At 32.8% G+C, this 23,949-nt stretch carries 23 protein-coding genes and 1 tRNA gene; 10 read left to right on the top strand and 14 right to left on the bottom strand.

The features are described 5' to 3' along the window. Positions 1-230 precede the first annotated feature (230 nt). Together BLR17_RS02925 and BLR17_RS02920 are read right to left on the bottom strand one after the other, a co-directional pair. Positions 231-1,229, bottom strand: a complete 999-nt coding sequence (locus tag BLR17_RS02925; protein ID WP_066327828.1) for a glycosyltransferase family 9 protein — start codon at positions 1,227-1,229, stop codon at positions 231-233. A gap of 45 nt (positions 1,230-1,274) precedes the next feature. Further along, positions 1,275-1,880: a DUF4254 domain-containing protein gene (locus tag BLR17_RS02920; RefSeq protein WP_066327830.1), complete on the bottom strand. Its 606-nt coding sequence runs from the start codon at positions 1,878-1,880 to the stop codon at positions 1,275-1,277. 98 nt (positions 1,881-1,978) lie between these two features. On the opposite strand from BLR17_RS02920, the gene upp reads away from it, so the two are divergent. Then, positions 1,979-2,632 (top strand): uracil phosphoribosyltransferase, encoded by a 654-nt coding sequence (gene upp, locus BLR17_RS02915; RefSeq protein WP_066328481.1) that lies wholly within the window; start codon positions 1,979-1,981, stop codon positions 2,630-2,632. Here the strand turns inward: upp and BLR17_RS02910 are convergent. Continuing rightward, the gene (locus BLR17_RS02910) at positions 2,627-3,556 is read right to left on the bottom strand and encodes a DUF6427 family protein (RefSeq protein WP_066327832.1); all 930 of its coding nucleotides are present in this window, start codon (positions 3,554-3,556) and stop codon (positions 2,627-2,629) included. The genes upp and BLR17_RS02910 overlap by 6 nt on opposite strands. A gap of 135 nt (positions 3,557-3,691) precedes the next feature. Here BLR17_RS02910 and BLR17_RS02905 point away from each other — a divergent pair, with 135 nt between their 5' ends. After that, the gene (locus BLR17_RS02905) at positions 3,692-3,922 is read left to right on the top strand and encodes a DUF6341 family protein (RefSeq protein ID WP_066327834.1); all 231 of its coding nucleotides are present in this window, start codon (positions 3,692-3,694) and stop codon (positions 3,920-3,922) included. A 75-nt stretch (positions 3,923-3,997) separates the two neighbouring features. On the opposite strand, the gene purD is transcribed toward BLR17_RS02905, so the two are convergent. Continuing rightward, the gene (gene purD, locus BLR17_RS02900) at positions 3,998-5,272 is read right to left on the bottom strand and encodes a phosphoribosylamine--glycine ligase (protein ID WP_066327835.1); all 1,275 of its coding nucleotides are present in this window, start codon (positions 5,270-5,272) and stop codon (positions 3,998-4,000) included. A 148-nt stretch (positions 5,273-5,420) separates the two neighbouring features. Here purD and BLR17_RS02895 point away from each other — a divergent pair, with 148 nt between their 5' ends. Together BLR17_RS02895 and BLR17_RS02890 are read left to right on the top strand one after the other, a co-directional pair. Beyond that, on the top strand, positions 5,421-6,731 hold the full coding sequence (locus BLR17_RS02895; RefSeq protein ID WP_066327838.1) for a phenylacetate--CoA ligase family protein: 1,311 nt from the start codon (positions 5,421-5,423) through the stop codon (positions 6,729-6,731). A gap of 41 nt (positions 6,732-6,772) precedes the next feature. Further along, positions 6,773-7,303: an ORF6N domain-containing protein gene (locus BLR17_RS02890; protein ID WP_066327839.1), complete on the top strand. Its 531-nt coding sequence runs from the start codon at positions 6,773-6,775 to the stop codon at positions 7,301-7,303. Here BLR17_RS02890 and BLR17_RS02885 read toward each other — a convergent pair whose 3' ends face one another. The 5 genes from BLR17_RS02885 to BLR17_RS02865 are packed head-to-tail and all read right to left on the bottom strand — an operon-like array spanning position 7,304 to position 12,823. Further along, on the bottom strand, positions 7,304-8,071 hold the full coding sequence (locus BLR17_RS02885) for a glycosyltransferase family 2 protein (protein ID WP_066327841.1): 768 nt from the start codon (positions 8,069-8,071) through the stop codon (positions 7,304-7,306). After that, positions 8,072-9,055, bottom strand: a complete 984-nt coding sequence (locus BLR17_RS02880) for a UDP-glucuronic acid decarboxylase family protein (protein ID WP_066327843.1) — start codon at positions 9,053-9,055, stop codon at positions 8,072-8,074. It abuts the gene before it with no gap. 46 nt (positions 9,056-9,101) lie between these two features. Next, positions 9,102-10,781: a DUF6909 family protein gene (locus BLR17_RS02875; protein WP_066327846.1), complete on the bottom strand. Its 1,680-nt coding sequence runs from the start codon at positions 10,779-10,781 to the stop codon at positions 9,102-9,104. 2 nt (positions 10,782-10,783) lie between these two features. After that, positions 10,784-12,268: a GH3 auxin-responsive promoter family protein gene (locus BLR17_RS02870; RefSeq protein ID WP_066327849.1), complete on the bottom strand. Its 1,485-nt coding sequence runs from the start codon at positions 12,266-12,268 to the stop codon at positions 10,784-10,786. 51 nt (positions 12,269-12,319) lie between these two features. Beyond that, positions 12,320-12,823: a peptidase gene (locus BLR17_RS02865; RefSeq protein WP_066327852.1), complete on the bottom strand. Its 504-nt coding sequence runs from the start codon at positions 12,821-12,823 to the stop codon at positions 12,320-12,322. Between the two features lie 212 nt (positions 12,824-13,035). Here BLR17_RS02865 and tatA point away from each other — a divergent pair, with 212 nt between their 5' ends. Beyond that, positions 13,036-13,224 carry a twin-arginine translocase TatA/TatE family subunit gene (tatA, locus tag BLR17_RS02860; protein WP_066327853.1) on the top strand — a complete coding sequence of 63 codons (189 nt, stop codon included), beginning with the start codon at positions 13,036-13,038 and terminating at the stop codon, positions 13,222-13,224. A 76-nt stretch (positions 13,225-13,300) separates the two neighbouring features. Here the strand turns inward: tatA and BLR17_RS02855 are convergent, their stop codons facing one another. Continuing rightward, entirely contained in the window at positions 13,301-15,424 is a 2,124-nt protein-coding gene (locus tag BLR17_RS02855; protein ID WP_066327855.1) for a Tex family protein, read from the bottom strand. A 44-nt stretch (positions 15,425-15,468) separates the two neighbouring features. Here BLR17_RS02855 and BLR17_RS02850 point away from each other — a divergent pair, with 44 nt between their 5' ends. Further along, entirely contained in the window at positions 15,469-15,786 is a 318-nt protein-coding gene (locus BLR17_RS02850; protein ID WP_245683109.1) for a DUF1294 domain-containing protein, read from the top strand. An 82-nt stretch (positions 15,787-15,868) separates the two neighbouring features. Here the strand turns inward: BLR17_RS02850 and rpiB are convergent, their stop codons facing one another. Both rpiB and BLR17_RS02840 read right to left on the bottom strand, forming a co-directional pair. Then, a complete protein-coding gene (gene rpiB, locus BLR17_RS02845) occupies positions 15,869-16,300 on the bottom strand; it encodes a ribose 5-phosphate isomerase B (RefSeq protein WP_066327858.1) in 432 nt (143 codons plus the stop codon). A gap of 670 nt (positions 16,301-16,970) precedes the next feature. Next, positions 16,971-17,210, bottom strand: a complete 240-nt coding sequence (locus tag BLR17_RS02840; protein WP_066327860.1) for a hypothetical protein — start codon at positions 17,208-17,210, stop codon at positions 16,971-16,973. 120 nt (positions 17,211-17,330) lie between these two features. Between BLR17_RS02840 and rnr the strand changes: the two genes are divergently transcribed. From rnr to BLR17_RS02825, 3 genes are read left to right on the top strand one after another with little or no spacing between them, the layout of a single operon-like run. After that, complete coding sequence (gene rnr / locus BLR17_RS02835; RefSeq protein WP_066327867.1) at positions 17,331-19,523, top strand: ribonuclease R; 2,193 nt, start codon at positions 17,331-17,333, stop codon at positions 19,521-19,523. 11 nt (positions 19,524-19,534) lie between these two features. Continuing rightward, complete coding sequence (locus BLR17_RS02830; RefSeq protein ID WP_066328484.1) at positions 19,535-20,203, top strand: head GIN domain-containing protein; 669 nt, start codon at positions 19,535-19,537, stop codon at positions 20,201-20,203. A gap of 39 nt (positions 20,204-20,242) precedes the next feature. Continuing rightward, positions 20,243-20,923, top strand: coding sequence for a LysE family translocator (locus BLR17_RS02825; RefSeq protein ID WP_066327869.1), 681 nt, complete (start codon positions 20,243-20,245; stop codon positions 20,921-20,923). Between the two features lie 163 nt (positions 20,924-21,086). On the opposite strand, the gene BLR17_RS16470 is transcribed toward BLR17_RS02825, so the two are convergent. Continuing rightward, a tRNA-Cys gene (locus tag BLR17_RS16470) sits at positions 21,087-21,157 on the bottom strand. 117 nt (positions 21,158-21,274) lie between these two features. Continuing rightward, on the bottom strand, positions 21,275-21,634 hold the full coding sequence (gene folB / locus BLR17_RS02820) for a dihydroneopterin aldolase (RefSeq protein WP_066327871.1): 360 nt from the start codon (positions 21,632-21,634) through the stop codon (positions 21,275-21,277). 143 nt (positions 21,635-21,777) lie between these two features. On the opposite strand from folB, the gene BLR17_RS02815 reads away from it, so the two are divergent. Beyond that, the gene (locus BLR17_RS02815; RefSeq protein ID WP_066327873.1) at positions 21,778-23,895 is read left to right on the top strand and encodes a glutamine--tRNA ligase/YqeY domain fusion protein; all 2,118 of its coding nucleotides are present in this window, start codon (positions 21,778-21,780) and stop codon (positions 23,893-23,895) included. Positions 23,896-23,949: the final 54 nt, after the last annotated feature.

The following is a 23,949-nucleotide window of genomic DNA, read 5'->3' as shown; positions in this document are numbered from 1 at the left end:
TGTTTATATTGTATTAACATTTAAAAAAGCAACTTGATAAAAAAAGTTCCTATTTTCCCTGAATTAATCCATAATTGTAAGACCTAACTCACAGACAGCCAAAATAGTATTTTTTACACTTATAATTTAAAAGCCATTTGTTAAATAATTGGTAAAATTATTCTTTCAATAAAAAAACTGAGGAAATATCAAGCTTTACTAAGAATACTACTTAAGCTATTCAATTGCAATTATTTAAGCAATTCTACTATAGAATCAACTGTAATGGTTCGCATGGCATCTTCGTAGCCTACCACTTTTTTATTTCCATATACTGAAGTAGGTAATTTTGGAAACACATTTCTATCAGCAACCAAGGTATTTTCCAATGGCTGATTAAATGGAGAAAAACCGGCAAATGGATGTGTGGCACCCCAAAGCGTAACCACTTTTACACCCAGCATTGCTGCAATATGTGCATTACCGGAATCCATAGAAAGCATCACATCAAGATTACTGATTAATTGCAGTTCTTGTTGGAATTTAATTTTCCCGGCCATATTAATGACATTTGAGTAAGGACTTGATATAGATTCTAAAATTTCAGTCTCTTTTTTTCCTCCCCCAAAAAGTAAAATCTTGTAGTTTGAATTTTGTGCCAATTGGGCAATAACTTCCTGCATTAAATCCAAAGGATAAACTTTAGAATCATACTGTGCAAAAGGCGCAATTCCGATTAATTTTTGATGATTAGTTCCAATGATTTCCAAAATAGCAGCACTCAAAACGGCATTTTCAGGAAATTGTGGATTAGATAAATCAACCGCAAAACCAAGTTCTTCAAACACTTTTACATGTCTTTCAAACATCGTTGGCAATTGCTTGAAAACCTTATTTTCATCTCGGGTTAAGGCTTTTTTCCCTTCACGTCCTTTATCAACTGCAGCTACTTTTTTTCCGCTCAAGGCAAAAAGTGTTCTCACGACTTTAGAACGAAGTACATTATGCAAATCGGCAAAAGCATCGATTTTTAACTTTCGTAGATCCTTAAACAATCGAATCAGACCCGAAAATCCTTTATGTCGTTCTTTTTCATCAAAAACAAAAAAAGCAACATTAGGTATCGATTCGAAAAAAGGCTTAAAAAACGGACGGGAAATGACCGTTATTTTGATATTAGGATGCTGTTTTACAAAAGCCCGTAAAACAGGAACCGTCATGGCGACGTCTCCCATTGCGGAAAGTCTCATGACGGCTATATGTTGTATTGAATTGGACAAAAGTACTGCCAATTTTTATTTTTTTCCCTGGTACAAAATTGGGTTCAATTCATCATCATTGTACATTTTCATTTGTTTGTACACTTTCATGAATTTATCACCGTTTTCGATATCTTTTAATAAATCATCGATAGCAGTTGATAAATCAGTTCTTTGCTCTAAAAGTACATTTAACTTTTCCTGACATTTATCTCTGTGTTCCTGAGAAGCATCTGTACGTGTAGCTTCTTCATACATGTGATAAATTTTTAACGCTAAAATTGACAAACGGTCAAAAGCCCAGGCAGGACTTTCTGAATTGATTTTAGCCTCATCTTTTACAACTACCTTGCTGTATTTTTGTAAAAAATAGCTATCAATATATTCCACCATATCAGTACGTTCCTGATTAGAAGCATCGATTTTTCTTTTCAAAGTTAAAGCCGCTACCGGATCAATTTGCGGATCCCTGATGATATCTTCATAATGCCATTGAACCGTGTCAATCCAGTTTTTCAGGTATAATAAATGTTCAAACTGATCCTTTGGGTAAGGATTGTTTATCGGTTGGTCAACATTATCAAATTGATGATAATCTTTGATACTTTGTTCAAAAACGGAATAGGCTAATTTTGAAAACATCTTTATCTTTTTATTTGGACAAAGATACTTTTTATACTTTTATAAAAAAATTAGAAACCAACTTTCTCACAGCCACTTTTAACCAAAATTATTCTGCCATGCAAATTCATTATTTATCTGAAAAAAACAGTATTCTGAACCATTTTCTAGCTGAAATACGTGAGGTTAACATTCATAAAGATGCCATGCGTTTCAGACGAAATATAGAACGCATAGGTGAAATCATGGCTTACGAACTGAGCAAGGAATTGGATTATAAAACTATCGATGTCCAAACACCGTTAGGAATCAAAAAAACAACTCAAATTGCCGATTCCGTTGTACTTTGTTCGATTTTAAGAGCGGGTTTAAGTATGCACTTGGGATTTCTAAATTATTTTGATCAAGCCGAAAACGGATTTATTTCGGCCTACAGATACCATCCAAATAACGACGATTATTTTGAAATAAAAGTCGAATATCAGGCCATTGCAGATATTAATGACAAATGTGTTTTACTAATTGACCCTATGTTAGCTACCGGGCAATCTATTGTTGCCGTTTACAACCGATTAATGGAAAGAGGAATACCAAGAAACATGCACATTGCTGTAACCATTGCTGCACCCGAAGGCATCGCCTATTTAGAAAAACATTTACCTGAAAACTGCCATTTATGGATAGGAGCTTTGGATGAAAAACTCAATGAACACAGTTACATTGTTCCTGGTCTTGGGGATGCCGGAGATCTGGCTTACGGAATTAAATTATAATTGAGAAAAAAAGGCAAACAAACTACATAACGTTAGAACCCCTAAAGCCAATTCCTGATTCAATTTCTGCTGAGGCATTTCAATATGGGCTGTTGCCATCATTGCCAAAGGAGCAATAGTAAAGACTAATAGATCATTACTTTTATCAGCAGAAATTATATAAATCGCCACAGCAATTAAAAAAGAAAATAGTAATTTCTTGAAAGAAGCATGTAATTGCAACGGTCTTGAAGACAAAGTCATTACCATTGAAATGACAAAAAACAAAGCCACTGTAGCATAAATAGACAAGGCGGCATTTTGATAATTATTAGTAAAATAATCAATACTAAAATTTGTTTCAATTCCTCTTGTTATATAACTAATGACATCAGCATTAAAGACTAAAGCATACATTGTAAAAATAATCACTATTGCGAAAAAAGCAATAAAAGGCAAAAGCCAGTTTCTATAATCTCCAATAACATGTGAAATAATAGAAATAAACACCAATACCAAATAAAGAATACACCAAAAATGAAATAAGGAAGCCACAAAAATCCACAAGGAAGCATCAAATATCTTCTCTTTGGAAGCTTTTTGAGATTGCAAAGAAATTAATCTTCGAAAAGCCAAAAGGATGAAAAAATTAGCAAATATCAAATTGATATCATCAAAAAGACTTGGAAAAAAAAGCAAAAACAACAGGAAAAATAAAATACTATAAGCACTGTCTTTACTAAGTCCGTTACGTTTTGATATGAAGTTAGTAATCAATGCCGAAAACAAAATTAATAACCCAATCCCCACTTTTTTAGCGACTAAAATTGCCGAATGAGACCAAGATAAATCCTGAATTTGATAGATAAAATCAAAAAACAATATCAAAAATACTACTAAAGAAAAATTTAATGGTGTAGATTTTTTAAAAACACTTGTAATCATACGGATATTTTATACTTTTGTGACTGTAAATATACTACTTGTTCAAAAAAGGAAACGAGTTACAGCAAAATTATTATTCGGATAATCATTTTCATATTTACCCAACAACAATTAATAAAATTTAAATTCTATATCATGAAAGCATTTTTCGAAGGAATACAAACACTTTTTGTTGATTTTCTTTTCAAACCATTAGATGGATTACGTTCTTTAGAACTTGTAAGCTGGTTTGGAGCAAACACTTTAAACTGGATTTTTATGATTATCTGTTCAGCTGCAATTGTTTACTGGATTAAACAATTACGTATTTTTGATGATGCCGGAACTGAAAATCAAGATACTACAGCACATTCATTCTTGAAATAAGAATAGAAAAAAATCAAATAAAAAAAACGTCCCGATTGCTTATCGGGACGTTTTTTTATGCTTAATTGGTTTCGATTAAACTAAATCGAAACCAATATCTTTTCTGAAATAAACATTTTCCCAGCTAATCTCGGCAACGTTTTTATACGATTGCGCCAAAGCTTCCTGGAAAGAATCTCCATAAGAAGTAATCGCCATTACACGACCTCCGTTAGTCACTACATTTCCGTTGTCTAATTTTGTCCCTGCGTGGAAAACAATAGAGTTTTCAACATTTTCCAAGCCGGTAATTACTTTTCCTTTTTCAAAATCTTCAGGATAACCACCAGAAACAAGCATTACAGTTGTAGCACTTCTAGGATCGATTTTCAATTCAAATTCATCCAGTTTTTCATTGGCTACAGCCAAAAACAACTCCACAAGGTCAGATTGTAATCTTGGAACAACTACTTCTGTTTCCGGATCACCCATTCTCACATTATATTCAATCACCAAAGGCTCGTTTTTAACATTGATTAATCCAATGAAAACAAATCCTTTGTATGGAATTCCGTCTTTTTGTAAACCTGCAATAGTTGGTTTTACAATGCGTGTTTCAATTTTTTCCATCAAAACAGCATCAACATAAGGAACCGGAGAAACCGCTCCCATTCCACCTGTATTCAATCCAGTATCCCCTTCGCCAATACGTTTGTAATCTTTGGCTGTTGGTAAAATTTTATAGCTTTTTCCGTCAGTCAGTACAAAACAGCTCAACTCAATTCCGTCTAAAAACTCTTCGATAACCACTTTTGAACTCGCAGCACCGAATTTTTGACCAACTAACATATTTCTTAATTCAGCTTTAGCTTCCTCTAAATCCTGAATAATCAAAACTCCTTTTCCGGCTGCTAATCCATCAGCTTTTAATACATAAGGTGGTGCTAATGTTTCCAAGAAATCACATCCTTTTTCTACAGTTTCAGCAGTAAAACTATCATAAGCAGCTGTTGGGATATTGTGTTTTACCAAAAATTCTTTGGCAAATTCTTTACTTCCTTCTAATGTTGCTCCTAATTTTGACGGACCAATCACAGGAACATTTTTCAAACTTTCATCATTTAAGAAAAAGTCATAAATACCTTTTACTAACGGATCTTCAGGACCTACCACAACCATTTCGATGTTTTCTTTGATAACCAAAGCTTTAATCGCTTCAAAATCAGTTACGGCAATCGCTACATTCGTTGCAATTTCAGCAGTTCCGGCATTTCCAGGAGCCATAAAAAGAGTGTCACAAAGCGGACTTTGAACCATTTTCCATGCAAATGCATGCTCTCTTCCTCCTGAACCCAATAGTAATATATTCATGTCTTTTAATTTTAGTTGCTAAACTCATTTTAGAGTGCTGCAAAAATAATTGCTTTTAAACGTAAAAAATAATTATTTATCAAAAAGTTGTCTATTCTACACCTTTAGTTCTCACCAGAATATTATTTTTGAAGAAATAAGCACTCCCATGTTTTCTATTTTCGACATTACGCTGTTATTAAATGGTTTTCCAATTAGGAAAGCAAAATCCGATTTGGACAAAATAGTAGCACTTTCCGCCGAAGAAAAAAAACAATTTATTGAAAATCAAAAACAAACCATTGTTGAATATCATTTACAAAACAATGCTTTTTATCAAAATTTAGTAGGTTCTAAAAATGATATAAAATGGGAAGACTTACCTATTCTAAACAAAAGCAATCTTCAATCTCCATTACAAAACCGACTTTCAAAAGGCTACAATTCTAAAAATATTTACCTCAACAAAACCTCTGGTTCCAGTGGTGAACCTTTTATTTTTGCCAAAGACAAATACACACATGCCTTGACCTGGGCTTCAAATATGTACCGTTTTGGCTGGTTTGGAATCGATTTTAATCGTTCGCTTCAGGCGCGATTTTACGGCATTCCTTTGGATTTTATAGGTTATCACAAAGAACGATTCAAGGACTTTTTAAGTAAACGTTACCGCTTTCCTGTTTTTGATTTATCAGATCAGGCTTTAGAAAAAGTGCTGAAAAAATTTACGCATACCAAATTCGATTACCTCAACGGTTACACCAGTTCCATTGTTTTGTTTGCCAAATTTTTGCGAAAGCGAAACCTCATCCTAAGAGACATTTGCCCAAGATTAAAAGTATGTATGGTCACTTCCGAAATGCTTTTTGAAGATGATAAAATCCTTTTAGAAACACAATTCGGAATTCCAATTATTAACGAATACGGCGCTTCTGAACTGGACTTAATTGCTTTTGAATCACCTCAAAAAGAATGGCGAATTAATTCCGAAACGCTTTTTGTAGAAATTTTAGATAAAAATAATAATCCTGTTCCAAATGGAACTGAAGGCAAAATTGTGATTACTTCATTATTCAACAAAGCCCATCCGTTTATTCGTTACGACATTGGTGATATTGGTATTTTAGACGAAAAAAGCACTTTGGAAAAACCTATTTTGAAAAAACTAATCGGTCGTACCAATGATGTGGCAATTCTTCCAAGTGGTAAAAAATCGCCTGGATTGACCTTCTATTATGTAACCAAATCGATTATTGAAGACGATGGAAATGTAAAGGAATTTGTCATCAAACAAACTAAAATTGACACTTTTGAGATTGAATATGTAAGTGAAACCGAATTAGATTTGGCACAAATTCAGAAAATAAAAGATGCCATTAGCTTGTATCTTGAACCCAACTTAGATTTTAAATTTATTAGAAAAAATAACTTAGAAAGAACCGCCAGAGGAAAACTAAAGCAATTTACATCACTATTATAATGTAAATAAAATCGTATATTAGTATTTCTAATTATAAAGCGATGAACTCAGGACTTATACTTTCGGAAGAAACAATTTCTAATACCATTTACTACATTAGAAATCAAAAAGTAATGCTGGATAGAGATTTGGCAACACTCTATGGAATTGAAACCAAAAGATTAAAAGAACAAGTAAAAAGAAATATTAATCGATTTCCAGAAGATTTTATGTTTCAACTCACTGAAAGTGAACACAATTCTTTAAGGTCGCAATTTGCGACCTTAAAGAAAGGAAGAGGTCAACATCAAAAATATTTACCTTTCGCTTTTACAGAACACGGCATTTTAATGTTATCGAGTGTTTTGAACAGCGAAAAAGCAATTCAGACCAACATTCAAATTATGCGAATTTTTGTCAAAGTAAGACAGATGCTTTTGGATACCACCGAAATGAAATTAGATATTGTCCAAATTCAGAAGAAACTGGAAAATCAGGGTAAAAATATTGAACTAGTTTTCTCTTATTTAGATGAATTAACCGAGAAAAAAGAAGAGGAAAAACCAAGAACCAAAATTGGATACAAAAAATAGTCAGTCTGCTTTACAATAAAATGGTTTTATGGCTAATTGCGTGAATAAAAAACCAATCATACAAAATACAGCAAGCACTAAATTAAAGCCGTGAAATTGCCTGTAAACAGCAAAATTATATTGGATTAAAGCAGTTTTAGAAGTAGAAAGCGAATTTTCCCGGATTCTATAGATGGCCAAACTTTCAGGAACCGGTTTTGCCGTTTTAATCTTTTTTAAAATAGTGAGCCAATGCATCCAATCCTGTCTTTTTCTAATAGAAGGAATAGCGATTTTTCCAAAATAATCCACATCATAAATTCCAGTCAAATTGCCCACATAATTGCAAAAAAACAATTGCGAATAGGATAAATTTCGTGGTGCTTCTACCCTTTTATTTAATGAATTCCCTTGTTCGTCAATACAATCGTAAAAAGAAAAAGTAAACGCTAAATTATTCTTTTTCAAGAAATCAATTTGCTTTTCCAATTTCTCAGGCTTCCACAAATCATCCGCATCAAGAAAGGCAATGTACTTTCCGGCAGCTTTAGTAACTCCAAAATTTCGTGCCACTCCTGTACCTGAATTCTTTCCTAACGGATAAAATTGAATTCTTTTATCCGTTAAAAAAGTAGTTATTATTGTTCGGGTTGTGTCAGTCGAACCGTCGTCAACTAAGATTATTTCCCAATTTTGATAGCTTTGATTTTGGACAGAAATAATAGTATCTGAAATGTATTTCTCAGAATTGAATGTTGGAATAACTACAGATACTAAAGGCGTTTCCATTTATTTTATATAATCCGTAAAATCTTTGTGTTCTTCTTTTGAAAGCTCCTCAGGAGACAAAGATTTGAAATAATCATAGGTGATTTTCATTCCTTCAGCACGATTTACTGTTGGCTCCCAACCCAGCAATTCTTTAGCTTTGGTAATATCTGGTTGCCGTTGTAACGGATCATTTATTGGCAGCGGATGATACACCACTTTTTGGTCGGTTCCGGTTAATTTAATGATTTCTTCGGCAAAATCTTTAATGGTAATTTCGTCCGGATTTCCAATATTTACCGGATACACATAATCAGAATGCAGCAAACGGAAAATTCCTTCCACCTGGTCGTCTACATAACAAAACGAACGCGTTTGCATCCCATCGCCAAAGATGGTTAAATCTTCACCACGCAAAGCCTGACCTATAAAAGCCGGAATTACACGTCCGTCGTTCAAACGCATTCTTGGACCATAAGTATTAAAAATTCGAACAATACGCGTTTCTACACCGTGAAAAGTATGGTAAGCCATGGTTATGGATTCCTGAAAACGTTTGGCTTCGTCATAAACTCCTCTTGGACCTATCGTATTTACGTTTCCATAATAATCTTCTGTTTGCGGATGCACCAATGGATCTCCGTAGACCTCAGAAGTCGAAGCAATTAAAATTCGGGCTTTTTTAACTCTTGCCAAACCTAACAAATTATGTGTTCCTAATGAACCTACTTTCAAAGTCTGAATTGGTATTTTCAAATAATCTATCGGACTGGCCGGAGAAGCAAAATGCAGGATATAATCCAATTCTCCCGGCACATGAACAAACTTAGTAACATCATGATGATAGAATTCAAAATGCTCTGATTTAAACAAATGTTCGATGTTTTTTAAATCGCCCGTAATGAGATTATCCATCCCTATAACAAAATAGCCTTCTTTAATAAAACGATCGCACAAATGAGAACCTAAAAATCCTGCCGCCCCTGTAATCAATATTCTTTTCATATATATTTCATTGCGAGGAACGAAGCAAACTGTTCCTCTTTTTATTCTAAATGATATTAAAAATTTGTTCTAATATTTTAATGGTAATCAAATAAGTAGGTTTCACTCCGGTTGTTCCTAATCCGCCCGAAGCCAATGTACTTCCTGTTTCTAACGGATTATCCGATGCGTAATAGGCATAACGCACTTTTACATCTTTAGGGATACTTTTTCTGATTTTTGAGGCCGATTGTATCGCTTTTTGATAATGCGAACCTTCCATTTCCAATCCGATAACACCCCAGGTCGATTCGTGGAAAAACTTCAACAAATCTCTGTTTTGCAACGAAGTTCCCAAAACGGTAACCATAGAACCTGCAAAAACCGAAATATGATTGCCCTGAAACATTTCGGGAGTTAATTCATTTTCAAAGAAATAATTATCAGCCGTACCCTCATTGATATGGGCATTCGGAATCATAATATCACCTTTTCCCCCTTCTAAAATTCCTGCTTTTCCCATAATCGACACCGATTCTACATTGAGAAAAACATTCTTTTTATAGGGTTTCAACAACTCATCAACGGTTTCATAAGCCTGTTCTCCAAAGGCATAATCCATTACTATCAAAACAGGTTTTGCTCCTGCAAAATTAGCTTTTGAAAAAGGAGTAGTACTCCAATCAATTTTTTCCGTATCAAAAATTTGTACATCGATATTTGTTCCTTCAGTTTCAGGTAAAGAAATCATTCCCTGTTTTAAAGCCGCTTCTTCAACCTTAGTCCTGGATCCATTTGCAGTAGGTTTACTTAATTCTTCAAAAATTTCAAAATCTGATTTACCTTTAAAAGTCGATTTTAAAGCACTTTTAGCAAAAATAGAATTCATCACCGAATGCATATTAGCACTTATCACATGAATTGGGCGGTCTAAAAGTCCATTTGTCTTTAAAACCTCCTTGATGTTCGTTGCCCATATTTCGCCGTGAATATGATGCCCTAAACGCTCTCTTAGTATCGGACTAAAAGTAATGGTTCTTTTGTTGTTGCTAACCACTTCTTCCATCGCTAATTTTCCTAACCAAAAAATGATGTGCAGAAAACGATCCGGTGCCTCTTCTGAACCAAAATCATCATAAATCTCCAATACATCTTCAAAGCTTCGACCCAAAATATTAGCCGCATGAGAAATGGCTATTTCTTTGTCAATCAAACTTAGTTTTTGTCTTTTCAAAACCGCCTCCTCTAGTTTCAGCCAATCCCGTGAAACTTCGCCGGCATCATCAATCAAAACCCTGTTTTTTATTTTATGCGATTCTATAAAAATAAACGTCAGATGCGTCAGAATATCATAAATATCCGAACGTCCTCGGGTAATTTCAATATTCATTTGTTCCTCATCAATTCGGTAACAATTGCGTTTTCTTTTTGGAGGAACTATAACTTGGAAATGTGATTTGGAATAACCTTCATCAGAAGTTAAATTGATATAACGACATTCTTCTATTCCTAAAGGCAAACGCTCAATAACATACAAAAGTCCTTTTAATTCTACTTTTTCATCAGCTATATTTCCATAAATCTCAGGACGCAAAGTTAACAACGCTTCCCTCAAAGTATCTCCCGAAACCCCCATAGGTTTGTAAAAACCCCTATTGAACAAATGTCTCATAGTAATGTACATTTTTTCAATAGCCGCCGAGGATTCCTGAGCTCTGGTTCTCAATATGTTTTTAACTTCTTTCATAATTATTTAGATAAAAAGTCAGCAATTTTTCTATCATTGGAAAGTCTCGGAATTTTATTTTGTCCTCCTAATTTCCCAATGGATTTCATGTATTCCTGAAAACCATTTTTAGGAACTTTGGTAATAACTACTTTTTGCAGAATATTCCCTACTATCAAATCGTCGTAATAAATATTTTGTTTACGCATGGCGTTGTCTATCGCTTCCGCAAAAGTGTTCAAAACATCCGGTTCGTTTTCAAATTCAATAAACCATTCGTGGTACGGCAATCCACTGGCAGGATTTATTTGTGGTGCCACCGTAAACTCATTTACCCGAATGTTAGTTCCTTCCATGGCTTCCTGCAAAGCACTTTCCACTTCTTTACCAATAACATGTTCTCCAAAAGCAGAAATGTAATGTTTAATTCTACCAGAAACAATCACACGATAAGGCGCTAAAGAAGTAAACTGAACCGTATCTCCAATATTATAGCCCCACAATCCCGCATTAGTAGAAATAATCAACACATAATTCACTCCTAATTCTACTTCGCCAATAGTGTAACGTCTTGGATTTTGATTGTAAAATTCTTCGCTCTTAATGAATTCGTAGAAAATTCCCGAATTCAACAACAGCAACATTCCCTTTTCTTTTTGAGAGTCCTGATAGGCAAAAAATCCTTCCGAAGCCGGAAACAATTCGATACTGTCTACTTTTCGACCAATTAAATTTTCAAACTTCGCTCTGTAAGGTTCGTAATTAACACCGCCGTAAATAAACAAATTAAAGTTCTTGAAAATTTCACCTACAGTCTTTCCTCCTTTTTGCTGCAAACGCTCAAAATACATTTGTACCCAGGATGGAATCCCCGAAATCACCGTCATATTTTCATCGAAAGTTTCTTCGACAATTGCATCAATCTTAGCTTCCCAATCGTCCATACAATTGGTTTCCCAGGAAGGCATTCTATTTTTCTGTAAATACCTCGGAACAAAATGCGCCACAATTCCCGAAAGTCGTCCGAATTTAATTCCGTATTTTTCCTCTAAAATAGGACTTCCCTGCAGAAAAATCATTTTTCCGTCTACAAAATCGGCTTTGCCTGTTTCATGAATATAACTCAAAATCGCATTTCGGGCTGCTTCGATATGATAAGGCATTGATTCTTTGGTAAGCGGAATGTATTTAGCCCCGGATGTAGTTCCCGAAGTTTTGGCAAAATACAAGGGTTTGCCTTTCCACAACACATTTTCCTCTCCTTTAACTACCTTTTCAATATACGATTTTAAGTCTTCATAATCCCTAATAGGAACTTGTTTGGCAAAATCTTCGGTAGTTTTTATTTGGTCAAAATGATGGTCTTTACCAAATTGCGTTTGTTGTGCTTCTTTAATTAATGCTTCAAAAACCGCTTTTTGAGTCGCTACAGGATTATTTGTCCAAAGCTCTGTTTTTTTGTGAATATGTTGAGCAAATAATTTTGCCGCTATAGATTTGATTGACATTTTGTTTTGCTAATTATGATGGTTGAAGAAAAAATGAATATACTTAATTAATTATTTCTTCTTCTTTTTGACAGTAACTGACTGTCCTTTTTTATCTTCTTTCTCTACTTCAGCTCTCAATTCAAGTTCTTCTTTTGAAGGTAATAAATCTGTTTTTTGAATTGTATCTTCTGTTGCTGCTAAAATGGAATCTTTATTGAATTTAGCATAATCTAATTCTCCTGTTAGTACTTTTTGTATAGATGAAATATACGCCTGATTTTTCTTTAAAACTAAAGTTAGGGAATCGGATTTTAAAGCTAATTCGGTGGCATCTTTCCTTAATTTTGTTGAAGAATAACCCGGAATAAATTCGCGAAGCGGTGTAAAAGCAATAATAAAAGTAGTCACCGCAATTAGAAAAATAGCACCCAGCGAAGCTACCACAAAGACATTCATTAAAGTCAGTTTTAAAGAAAAAGTTTCTTCAAAAGTGTCCTCATTCAAAATAACCAAACGGTTTTTTGTGAACAACTTTTTGTGCAATTTTTTTCTTTTTAACCTTTTTTCGGACATGTTTTTGCTTTTCCACAAATATAAATAATTAATGTCAATCCTTGTGCTTTGCCTGCATTAGCTTATCATTATAAATGATAAAAAAAAATTAGATAATTTTTAACGTTATATAAATTAAATAATTGCCTTAAAATGAGTTCCTGTTAAGTTATTCTAATTATCTTTGTTGCCAGTTTTTAATACAAATTTGCTTCGGCATAAATTATTCAATCATGGGAAGATTTGGAGTTACAGAAATCCTTGTTATATTGGCAGTAGTTTTATTACTTTTTGGAGGTAAAAAAATTCCGGAATTAATGAAAGGTCTTGGTAGTGGAATTAAAGAATTCAAAAATGCTGCAAAAGACGACCAAAAACCAGCTGATAAAAAAGAAGAGAAAAGCGAAGAAGAGACAAAATAAAAAATTCTTTTTTCATCAAAAATCCAGATTCGGAAAGATTACATTTCGAATCTGGATTTTTTTATTTTTAATGATTTTACAAAATCATTGTCAACTGAATACGCTTTCTGTCTTCATCTACTTCAGTGACTTTTACTTCAACATGCTGGTGTAATTTTACTACTTCATTTACATCACTCACGAAACCGGCTTTGAGCTGAGAAATATGAACCAAACCGCTTTCTTTGATTCCGATATCCACAAAACAGCCAAAATTGGTAATGTTATTAACAATTCCGGGTAAAATCATTCCGGATTTTAAATCGGAAATCGATTTTACATTTGGATCAAATTCAAAGATTTTAGCCGCTTTTCGAGGATCTAATCCCGGTTTTTCTAACTCTTTTAAAATGTCTTTTAAGGTTAATAAACCTATTTCAGGGGTAATATAATTTTCGGGCTTAATTAAAGCTGTCTTTTCTTTATTCCCAATTAAATCGTTTACTTTCAATTTTAAATCTTTGGCCATTTTTTCAACAACAGCATAAGCTTCAGGATGCACAGCCGAATTATCCAATGGATTTTTACCTTCTTTAATACGAATAAAAGCGGCCGCCTGCTGATACGCTTTATCGCCCAAACGTGGTACTTTTTTTAGTTGTTTTCTATCTTCAAAAGGACCGTTTTCCGAACGATAATTCACAATATTTTCGGCCAGCTTCTCTCCTATTCCACTCACATAACTTAACAAATGTTTACTGGCTGTATTTAAATTTACACCCACCGAGTTCACACAACGCACCACTGTGGTATCCAATTCTTCTTTTAGTTTACTTTGATCTACATCGTGTTGGTACTGCCCTACACCAATGGCTTTTGGGTCAATTTTTACCAATTCGGCTAAAGGATCACTCAATCTTCTTCCTATAGAAACCGAACCACGAACGGTTACATCATAATTTGGAAATTCTTCACGGGCCGTTTTAGAAGCCGAATATACCGAAGCTCCGGCTTCGGAAACTACAAAAACCTGCACCGGACGGTCAAACGCAATCTTTTTGATCAAAAATTCGGTTTCGCGTGAAGCGGTTCCGTTTCCTATAGAAATAGCATCAATATTATAGGCATTGACCATGGATTTTATCTTTTTCATCGCCATGGATTGCTCGTTTTGTGGCGCATGCGGATAAATGGTTTCATTGTATAATAAATCCCCTTTTTCATCCAAACAAACCACTTTACAACCAGATCGATAACCCGGATCAATAGCTAAAATTCGTTTTTCTCCCAAAGGCGGAGCTAATAACAATTGACTTAAATTATTAGCAAAAACCTGAATAGAATTTCCGTCAGCCTTGGCTTTTGCCTCTTGCAGAATTTCATTGGATATTGCCGGTTGCAGTAATCGTTTATAACTGTCCTCAATAGCCAATTGTACATGAGGTGTACAATTATTTTGTCCTTTTAACACTAATTCATCAATAATATCATAGGCTTCATCAATATCTGTTTCGACTTTAAACTTGATAAAACCCTCATTTTCGGCACGTAACATGGCCATTAAACGGTGCGCCGGTGCTTTGGTTAGATTTTCTTCCCACTCAAAATACTGACTAAATTTTTGAGCCCCTTCCTCCTCTTTTTTCGATTTTACAACCTTTGTTGTTATCGTTGCTTTTCGCTGATACAATCGGCGTAATTGTTTACGAACAAAGATATTTTCGTTAATCCATTCGGCAATAATATCTCTTGCGCCTTGCAAAGCGGCATCTTCATTGATTACATTTTCGTTTAAATATTTTGATGCCAGGAAATCAACATCATCGTTATTTTGTGACATTATAATTTTAGCCAAAGGTTCCAAACCATTTTCACGGGCAACATCAGCTTTAGTACGTTTTTTCTTTTTATACGGCAAATACAAATCTTCTATGTATTGAAGATCAAAACTTTGCTCAATTTTAGATTTCAATTCAGGAGTTAAGGCATTTTGTTCTTCAATAGAACTCAAAATACTTTCTTTGCGTTTTACAATGGTTTCGTACTCTTTTTGCAATTTTGCAATTTGTTCAATAACCGTTTCATCCAAATTTCCGGTCATGTCTTTTCGATAACGGGAAATAAACGGAATGGTGCAATCTTCCTGTAAAAGCTGAACGGTTTTTTCAATATTTTTCGGGCTTGTAGTAACGGTTTTTGAGATGAAATCTATATTTGTCATTCTAATTTGTAAATTTTAATCAAGTGGCAATTTAGCTAAATCGAATGGCTAAAATACTATCTTTAACTTTTTATTATTTGTCAATAATGCTTTTATTCTACCGTTTTTTAATTCTGAATCTTATTGCATTTATACTCATTGGCTATGACAAATATTTAGCAAAAAATAACAAACACAGAATACCTGAAAGAACACTTTTGAGTTTTACACTTTTTGGCGGAACTATTGGATTAGGATTAGCAATGCTGATTTTCAGCCATAAAACTTCTAAACGGAGTTATTTATTAAAATTTTGGTTGATTGTTATAATCCAAATTACATTGATTTATATCTATTTTAATTTTTTACAAAATAAAATCTAAATAATACATCTGAACATAAAAAAAGCCCGGTTTTTCACCGGGCTTTACTATTTTATTTGGTGCGTAGCACCGCGATTTTTTTTTATTTACATGCTATTTTATCCACACGATTTTGATGTCTTCCACCTTCAAAAGCAGTTTCTAAGAAAGTCTCCACAATTTCAACAGCTTGTTGAATTGATGTATAACGTGCCGGAATACTCACAATATTAGCATCGTTATGCAAACGTGTTAAATATGCAATTTCTTTTGTCCAACATAAACCAGCTCTAACTCCGGCGTGTTTATTAACAGTCATCGCTATTCCGTTACCGCTTCCGCAAATAACAATTCCAAAATCAGCTTTTCCTTCTTCAACATCACTAGCAACAGGATGACCAAAATCAGGATAATCTACAGAAGCCTCTGTATCAGTTCCATAATTAGTTACCTGATGTCCTTTTGATTCTAAATATTGAACAATTGCTTTTTTATATTCTGGTCCTGCGTGATCGTTTCCTATTGAAATTTTCATTTTATATGTATTTAATTTGCAGCAAATTTACCAAAACTAATTTGTATTTTATTGTTTATTTAAAATAAGGGAAATTAAGAAGCTATTTTTAACTTATAATTAGCACATTTTGAGATAGATAAGTACTTTATTAACATTTATGATAATTTATAAATTACTGTAAATCAATTAGTATCCTATAATTAATTTGTTAAAATTTTACATTGTTAATAGCAATTCATAATTAGCTGATTTTCAAATAACTTTAATTTAACATAAAATGTTAATAAGTATAGAAAGAAAATTAGAAGTTTTTTTTGCTTGAAAAGAAAAAATTTATAATCAAAAACCGGGATTAAAAATCCAAACAAAGTTTCCTGAATTTTTAGAATAGTTATCAATATTCAAAATTGAGGTTATTAACATTTATTAACAACGAACTTATTTACAATTTAAATTAATTTCAGGTTATCAACGGTTGTTAATTACAATTTAAAAATCCTTAAAAATTAAATATTTAGCTAAAAATAACTATGTTAATAACTCTTGATAACGAAGAAAAACTTCATTTAAAAACAAATTCTAAAAAAATTATTGCGGCTATTAACATACTATAATAACAATAAATATTTTTTAAAATTTTAAAATTTCTTTTTTATAATATTAATATATGTTGACAACTTTGAAAAGCTTAAACAATTTTTAGATTGTTATTGTATTTCATTTCCTGAAGAATTGCTTTTACGGTTTGAAAATCGTTAGGATGAATTTTAAGTTTGATTCCGCCAAGAGCCGTTGAATACATGGGAGCGATGGAAGACATGATTTCGTTTTCAAAAAAGTATTGTAAAGATTCCTGATCTAAACGGTGTTTTAGAATTTCGATTTCGTGAACGTAATCAAAAGTAGCAATGGTAATAAAAGTTTCCATATTGAGTGGTTTTTGTAAAGTTTGAAACTATTCTTAATACGTTATATTTTATTTAAAACTGATTCTTTTCTTTAGAACTGCCTAACTATTTTGTAATTTTCGACTTTTAAGAAAAGACGTATGGGAAAAAGATTAAGAAAGCCTGCCAAGAAAGAGAAAAATTTCTCTGATAAAATTATAAAAATATTATCTAACAGTGCTAATAAAGCCTTTAATTATAAGCAGATAGCTGCTATTTTAGATAAAGATGATACGCAAAGCAGAAATCAAATTATAAAAGATTTAAAGATTCTTGCTGCCGAAAAGAAAATTACAGAATCGGAACCGGGAAAATATTTAATCAAAGCGGTTAGCCAGGATTATTACGAAGGAACTATAGATATGACAAGTAGAAAAACTGCTTATTTTATTTGTGATGAATTTGAAGAAGATATTTTTATTCCAACGAATAATTTAAATCGTGCTTTAGATAAAGACAGAGTAAGCGTTTACGTTTATAATCGAAGAAGAGGAAAACGTCCTGAAGGTGAAGTTATTAAAGTTTTAGAAAGAGCTAAAACTGACTTTGTTGGGGTAATTGATATTCAAAAAAACTTTGCTTTTGTATCGACTGCCAATCCAAAAATGTACACGGATATTTTTATTCCAAAAGATAATTTAGGGGAAGCTCAAAACGGAGATGTAGTTTTAGTTCATATCGAAGACTGGCCTAAAAGAGCCGATAGCCCTTTTGGAAAAGTGACTAAAGTTCTGGGAAGACCAGGAGAACATGATACTGAAATTCATGCAATTTTAGCCGAATATGGTTTGCCTGCTGAATTTCCTATTGAAGTAGAAACTTATGCTCAAAAAATTGATACTTCGATATCTGAGGCTGAAATTGCTAAGCGTCGTGATATGCGAGATACGCTGACTTTTACCATTGATCCAAAAGATGCTAAGGATTTTGATGATGCACTTTCTTTTAAAAAATTGGAAAATGGAAACTACGAAATTGGTATTCACATTGCTGATGTTTCGCATTATTTAGAAGAAGGAACTATCTTAGATGATGAAGCTTATCAAAGAGCCACTTCGGTGTATTTGGTGGATAGAGTAGTGCCAATGTTACCTGAAGTGTTATCTAATTTCGCCTGTTCGTTGCGTCCGCAGGAAGAGAAATATACTTTTTCGGCTGTGTTTGAAATTACCGAAAAATGCCAGGTTGTCAATCAATGGTTTGGTCGAACAGTTATCTTTTCTGATCAACGATTTGCTTATGAAGAAGCACAATACATCATAGAAACTAAAAACGATGTGATTCCGGAAGAAATTTCATTAACCGGAACTTCTTATCAGGTTTCTCCAGAAATTGTCTCAGCAACGCTTAAATTGGACGAATTAGCTAAAATTTTCCGCAAAAGGAGAATGAATGAAGGAGCTATTTCATTTGATAAAGTAGAAGTAAAATTCAATTTGGATGCCGAAGGTGAACCGGAAGGCGTTTATTTTAAAATAGCTAAAGATGCCAATCATTTAATTGAAGAATTTATGTTATTGGCTAATAGGAGAGTAGCAGAATTTATTGGTAAACAAAAGAAAACATTTGTTTACAGAATTCACGATGAACCAAATGAAGATAAATTAATTGCGATGCAAAATGTAATTGCAAAATTTGGTTATAAAATTGATTTCCGTAATCCTGGAGATATTTCCAAATCGTTGAATAAACTGATGGAAGATGTAAGCGGAAAAAAAGAACAAAATTTAATCGATACATTGGCTATCAGAAGTATGAGTAAGGCTAAATATTCTACGGATAATATTGGTCATTACGGATTAGCTTTTGAATATTATTCACATTTTACTTCACCTATTCGTCGTTATCCTGACGTTATGGTGCATCGTTTGTTACAGTATTATCTGGACGGCGGAAAATCGGCTGATGAGGAATTGTTTGAAACTAAATGTTTGCATTGTTCTACAATGGAAGGTTTAGCTACCAATGCCGAAAGGGATTCGATAAAATACATGCAGGTAAAATACATGCAGGATCATCAGGATCAGGAGTTTTTAGGTGTTATTTCGGGTGTGACTGAGTGGGGAATTTATGTTGAAATTATCGAAAATAAATGTGAAGGAATGATCAGAACCAGAGACATTAAAGAAGATTATTATACTTTCGATGAGAAACAATATGCCTTGGTTGGAGCAACTTCAAACAAATTATTACAATTAGGAGACGAAATTTACGTTAAGGTTAAAAATGCCGATTTAGTTAAAAAACAATTGGATTTTAATTTTTTAAGAAGATCAGAAGAAACAGTAAATTAATGAAAATGAAAATGAAAAAAGTATTTTTAGTAGTAATTGCAATTACATCACAAGTAACATTTGCACAAATAACCAAAAAATTAGGTGATTTTAATTCAGTAAAAGTATTTGATAAACTGAAAGTTACGTTAATAGCTTCGAATGAAAATAAGGTTATTATTAGCGGTGATAAAGAAAAAGAAGTAGAGGTAGTCAATAACAATGGTGAATTGAAATTAAGAATGCAATTAAAACAAATGTTATCCGGCGATGCTGTTTCTATTAAATTATATTATAAAAATATAGATGAAATTTCGGCTACTGAAGGTTCTTCAGTTTCAGGTGATGCCGTTTTTAAACAAACTATTTTTGATTTAAGTGCTAAAGAAGGAGCTAAAATAAATGTAAAAGTAGATGCTCAAAAAGTAAATGTTAAAGCTGTAACCGGTGGAGTGATTGAATTGAGCGGAGCTGCCGCTAATCAGGATGTGGTTATCATGTCAGGAGGTATATTGAAAGCCAGAAATTTGCATACTTCTCAAACTACTGTAAATCTCTCAGCCGGAGGAAATGCTGAAATTAATGCAAGTACATTAGTTGATGCAAAAGTAAAAGCAGGAGGAACAGTTTCTATCTATGGAAAACCAAAGCAAATTAATCAACAAACAATTTTAGGAGGAAAAATCGAAGAAAAAGAATAAAAAAGATGTATTTTTATTCTTTAATAAATTCTAAAATTAATGATTAACGATATTTTATCAGGTATTCCCTGGGGAGTTTTCCTGAGTTTTATGATTGGTCCTGTTTTTTTTATTTTACTGGAAACCAGTATTGTAAAAGGATTCAGGGCCGCTCTTGTTTTTGATTTAGGGGTAGTTTCTGGAGATATTATTTTTATTGCAATAGCTTATCTGGGGAGTTTCAGACTAATTCAAAGTTTGAAAGATAAACCGGCTCTTTTTATTTTTGGAGGTATTTTAATGTTGGCTTACGGAGTTATTTCGTATATCGGTTTACACAAAGAGAAACGAATTAATACCAAAAAAATAGATAACGAGATTATTAAAAAAGACTATTTTGGTTTGTTTATAAAAGGACTTTTTTTGAATGTTATCAACATTGGTGTTTTAGGTTTTTGGCTAGCTGTAATTATCTCTGTAGGACCAAAATTAGACATGCAGACTTCCAGAATGATGACTTTTTTTAGTACCGTAATTATCACTTATTTGCTGGTTGATTGTATTAAAATTTTATTGGCTAAACAATTACAGTCTAAAATGACTCCGGGAAATATTCTCAGAATTAAAAAAGGAATCAGTATTGTTTTAATGGTTTTCGGAGTAGTATTAATAACTCAGGGTTGGTTTCCAAAAGAAAAAGAAATGGTTAAAAAAGCTTTTCAAAATATTGAGAAACAATAATAAAAATTGAATATTTAAACCGCTTTGATAAGCGGTTTTTTTTATGTCATTGCGAGCGTAGCGAAGCAATCACATAGCGTGAATAATAAAGTAGGATTGCTTCGCTGCGCTCGCAATGACTAAATATAAAAAAAAAAGAGACACATTTCTGTATCTCTTTTTGAGGCATCGTCCGGATTCGAACCGGAGTAGGAGCTTTTGCAGAGCCCAGCCTAGCCGCTCGGCCACGACGCCATTGTTTTAATGGACTGCAAAGGTAAAATAAATAATCTAAATTCCAAATGTCAAATTCCAAATAAAAAAACTTAATCCAATTCTTTTGGAATTTGGAATTTTATAATAGTTGGTATTTTAATTTCTATTTTCTTCTAAGATAATGGTAACTGATTCAACATCACCACCAATAGGAGGATTGATTTTAGAAACTTCAACAGTAGTTTTCATTACCATTGGCAATTCATTAAAAATTCTGGTATTGATTCTTTTAGCCACATGTTCTAATAATTGCGAACGAATTGCCATTTCTTCCACCACAATTTTATTTAAATGTACATAATCTACCGTATCTACTAATTCATCTGATTGTGTTGATTTTTGTAAATCAGCTTTAATTTCTAAGTTAACAGTGTATTCAGAGCCTATTTTTCCTTCTTCGACTAAACATCCATGATAGGAAAAAGTGCGTATATTTTTTAATTTTATAGTTTGCATGTATCTGTTTTATTATTGCTTTGTTTTATTTTGTTGAAAAGTGCAAATATATTTGAAATTTATAGATTTTAAGCAAATAAGCAATTCTATGAATTCTTATTTAATGAACTATTTTGATAACTTTGTCTTTTTAATATTACGACATGTCAACCGAAGAAAAATCACTGCATTTTATAGAACAAATTATCGAAGAAAACCTAACTAATGGTTTTCCACAAAATAAATTAAGATTTCGTTTTCCTCCTGAACCTAATGGGTATTTGCATATTGGACATGCTAAATCAATTTGTTTGAATTTTGGTTTAGGATTAAAGTACAATGCGCCTGTAAATTTGCGTTTTGATGATACTAATCCGGCTAAGGAAGAGCAGGAATATGTAGATGCTATCAAAGAAGATTTGCAATGGTTAGGATTCCAATGGGATAAGGAATTATATGCTTCTGATTATTTCCAACAATTGTATGACTGGGCAATTTTATTGATTAAAAACGGTAAAGCTTATATTGACAGTCAATCTTCTGAGGCTATGGCGGAACAAAAAGGAACGCCTTCTCAGCCTGGAGTTGATAGTCCGTATAGAAATCGTTCTATAGAAGAGAATTTAGCTCTTTTTGAAGGAATGAAAAAAGGTGATTTTGGAGAAGGTACTCATGTTTTAAGAGCTAAAATTGATATGGCTTCTTCTAATATGTTAATGCGTGATCCTATTATGTACCGCGTTTTACATAAAGAACATCACAGAACGGGTGATGATTGGTGTATTTACCCTATGTATGATTATACTCATGGGGAAAGTGATTATTTAGAGCAGGTTTCTCATTCTATTTGTACTTTAGAATTTGTGATGCACAGGGAGTTATACAACTGGTTTTTAGATCAAATTTATGATGAAAATCTTGTTAGACCACATCAATATGAATTTGCTCGTTTAAACCTGAATTATACTGTAATGAGCAAAAGAAAGTTGTTACAATTAGTTCAGGAAAATTTTGTTTCCGGATGGGATGATCCAAGAATGCCAACTATTTCCGGTTTAAGAAGAAGAGGTTATACAGCTGCTTCTATTAGAAAATTCTGTGACAATATTGGAGTTGCCAAGCGTGAAAATATTATAGATTTCTCTTTATTAGAATTTTGTTTAAGAGATGATTTAAATAAAACTGCGCCTCGTGTTATGGCAGTTTTAGATCCTGTAAAAGTGATTATTACTAATTATCCTGAAGGAAAAGAAGAACTTCTGGATGCCGAAAACAATCAGGAAGATGAAAATGCAGGTTATAGAAAAGTACCTTTTTCTAAAGAATTATATATAGAAAGAGAAGACTTTTTAGAAGAGGCTCCTGCTAAATTTTTCCGTTTGAGTTTGGGTAATGAAGTACGTCTTAAAAATGCCTATATCATTAAAGGAGAAAGTGTTGTAAAAGATGCAGCAGGAAATATTACTGAAATTCATGTAACTTATGATACCGATTCTTTGAGTGGAAGCGGGACAGAAGCTTCTAAAAGAAAAGTTGCCGGAACTTTGCATTGGGTTTCTATACAGCATGCAGTTGAAGCAGAAGTTCGTTTATATGATCGTTTGTTTATTGATGAAGCACCAGACAGTCATAAAGAGAAAAACTTTTTAGAATTTATTAATCCAAATTCGTTAGTAATTATAAAAGGATTTGTGGAACCAAGCTTAGCTACAGCTGTTTCGGGAGATAAATTCCAGTTTCAACGTTTGGGTTATTTTAATGTTGATAAGGATTCAACTTCTTCTAAATTAGTATTTAACAAGACTGTAGGTTTAAAAGATGCCTGGGAAGAAAAAGGAAAAAAAGACAATAATAGTATTAATAATGCTTTAAAAGATATCAATAAATATTTTAAAGTTGGTACACGCGAAGAGCGTATTGCAATTAGAAAAGCAATAGGAGAGACCTTAGCCGGAATTTCTAATTACAGTTTATTACAAAATTCGTTCAAAAAGAATATTAATAACAACAAAAGTTCTTTGTTGTTTGCTAATTTGATTTTGAAATATTCAGTTTTAAAAACAGCTGATTATGAAATAGAGGAATTACAAAAGTTATTCACGATGTCTTTAAGAAGTGAATCTACTTTTGTTCGATCAAGAGCTATTTTAAATTTAAACAAATTAGATTTTGATTCGGAGTTCAAAAATTCCTTTAAAGATGAAATTTTGAAATTAAAAGAAAATCCTCCTAAGAGTTCTACCGAAAGAGAATTAGAATTTATTGAAGATTTTTTAAAATAAATTATAATTATCAAAAAGCGCTTATTAAGCGCTTTTTTTTATTATTATAAAAAT

The organism is Flavobacterium glycines, assembly GCF_900100165.1.
Taxonomy (GTDB): Bacteria; Bacteroidota; Bacteroidia; order Flavobacteriales; family Flavobacteriaceae; genus Flavobacterium; species Flavobacterium glycines.
This window is presented reverse-complemented; position numbering and strand designations above follow the sequence as displayed.

Excerpts from the sequence above, each read along its gene's own strand:
- BLR17_RS02925 (WP_066327828.1), bottom strand. The coding sequence starts at position 1,229 with ATGAGACTTTCCGCAATGGGAGACGTCGCCATGACGGTTCCTGTTTTA.
- BLR17_RS02920 (WP_066327830.1), bottom strand. The coding sequence starts at position 1,880 with ATGTTTTCAAAATTAGCCTATTCCGTTTTTGAACAAAGTATCAAAGAT.
- upp (WP_066328481.1), top strand. The coding sequence starts at position 1,979 with ATGCAAATTCATTATTTATCTGAAAAAAACAGTATTCTGAACCATTTT.
- BLR17_RS02910 (WP_066327832.1), bottom strand. The coding sequence starts at position 3,556 with ATGATTACAAGTGTTTTTAAAAAATCTACACCATTAAATTTTTCTTTA.
- BLR17_RS02905 (WP_066327834.1), top strand. The coding sequence starts at position 3,692 with ATGAAAGCATTTTTCGAAGGAATACAAACACTTTTTGTTGATTTTCTT.
- purD (WP_066327835.1), bottom strand. The coding sequence starts at position 5,272 with ATGAATATATTACTATTGGGTTCAGGAGGAAGAGAGCATGCATTTGCA.
- BLR17_RS02895 (WP_066327838.1), top strand. The coding sequence starts at position 5,421 with ATGTTTTCTATTTTCGACATTACGCTGTTATTAAATGGTTTTCCAATT.
- BLR17_RS02890 (WP_066327839.1), top strand. The coding sequence starts at position 6,773 with ATGAACTCAGGACTTATACTTTCGGAAGAAACAATTTCTAATACCATT.
- BLR17_RS02885 (WP_066327841.1), bottom strand. The coding sequence starts at position 8,071 with ATGGAAACGCCTTTAGTATCTGTAGTTATTCCAACATTCAATTCTGAG.
- BLR17_RS02880 (WP_066327843.1), bottom strand. The coding sequence starts at position 9,055 with ATGAAAAGAATATTGATTACAGGGGCGGCAGGATTTTTAGGTTCTCAT.
- BLR17_RS02875 (WP_066327846.1), bottom strand. The coding sequence starts at position 10,781 with ATGAAAGAAGTTAAAAACATATTGAGAACCAGAGCTCAGGAATCCTCG.
- BLR17_RS02870 (WP_066327849.1), bottom strand. The coding sequence starts at position 12,268 with ATGTCAATCAAATCTATAGCGGCAAAATTATTTGCTCAACATATTCAC.
- BLR17_RS02865 (WP_066327852.1), bottom strand. The coding sequence starts at position 12,823 with ATGTCCGAAAAAAGGTTAAAAAGAAAAAAATTGCACAAAAAGTTGTTC.
- tatA (WP_066327853.1), top strand. The coding sequence starts at position 13,036 with ATGGGAAGATTTGGAGTTACAGAAATCCTTGTTATATTGGCAGTAGTT.
- BLR17_RS02855 (WP_066327855.1), bottom strand. The coding sequence starts at position 15,424 with ATGACAAATATAGATTTCATCTCAAAAACCGTTACTACAAGCCCGAAA.
- BLR17_RS02850 (WP_245683109.1), top strand. The coding sequence starts at position 15,469 with ATGGCTAAAATACTATCTTTAACTTTTTATTATTTGTCAATAATGCTT.
- rpiB (WP_066327858.1), bottom strand. The coding sequence starts at position 16,300 with ATGAAAATTTCAATAGGAAACGATCACGCAGGACCAGAATATAAAAAA.
- BLR17_RS02840 (WP_066327860.1), bottom strand. The coding sequence starts at position 17,210 with ATGGAAACTTTTATTACCATTGCTACTTTTGATTACGTTCACGAAATC.
- rnr (WP_066327867.1), top strand. The coding sequence starts at position 17,331 with ATGGGAAAAAGATTAAGAAAGCCTGCCAAGAAAGAGAAAAATTTCTCT.
- BLR17_RS02830 (WP_066328484.1), top strand. The coding sequence starts at position 19,535 with ATGAAAAAAGTATTTTTAGTAGTAATTGCAATTACATCACAAGTAACA.
- BLR17_RS02825 (WP_066327869.1), top strand. The coding sequence starts at position 20,243 with ATGATTAACGATATTTTATCAGGTATTCCCTGGGGAGTTTTCCTGAGT.
- folB (WP_066327871.1), bottom strand. The coding sequence starts at position 21,634 with ATGCAAACTATAAAATTAAAAAATATACGCACTTTTTCCTATCATGGA.
- BLR17_RS02815 (WP_066327873.1), top strand. The coding sequence starts at position 21,778 with ATGTCAACCGAAGAAAAATCACTGCATTTTATAGAACAAATTATCGAA.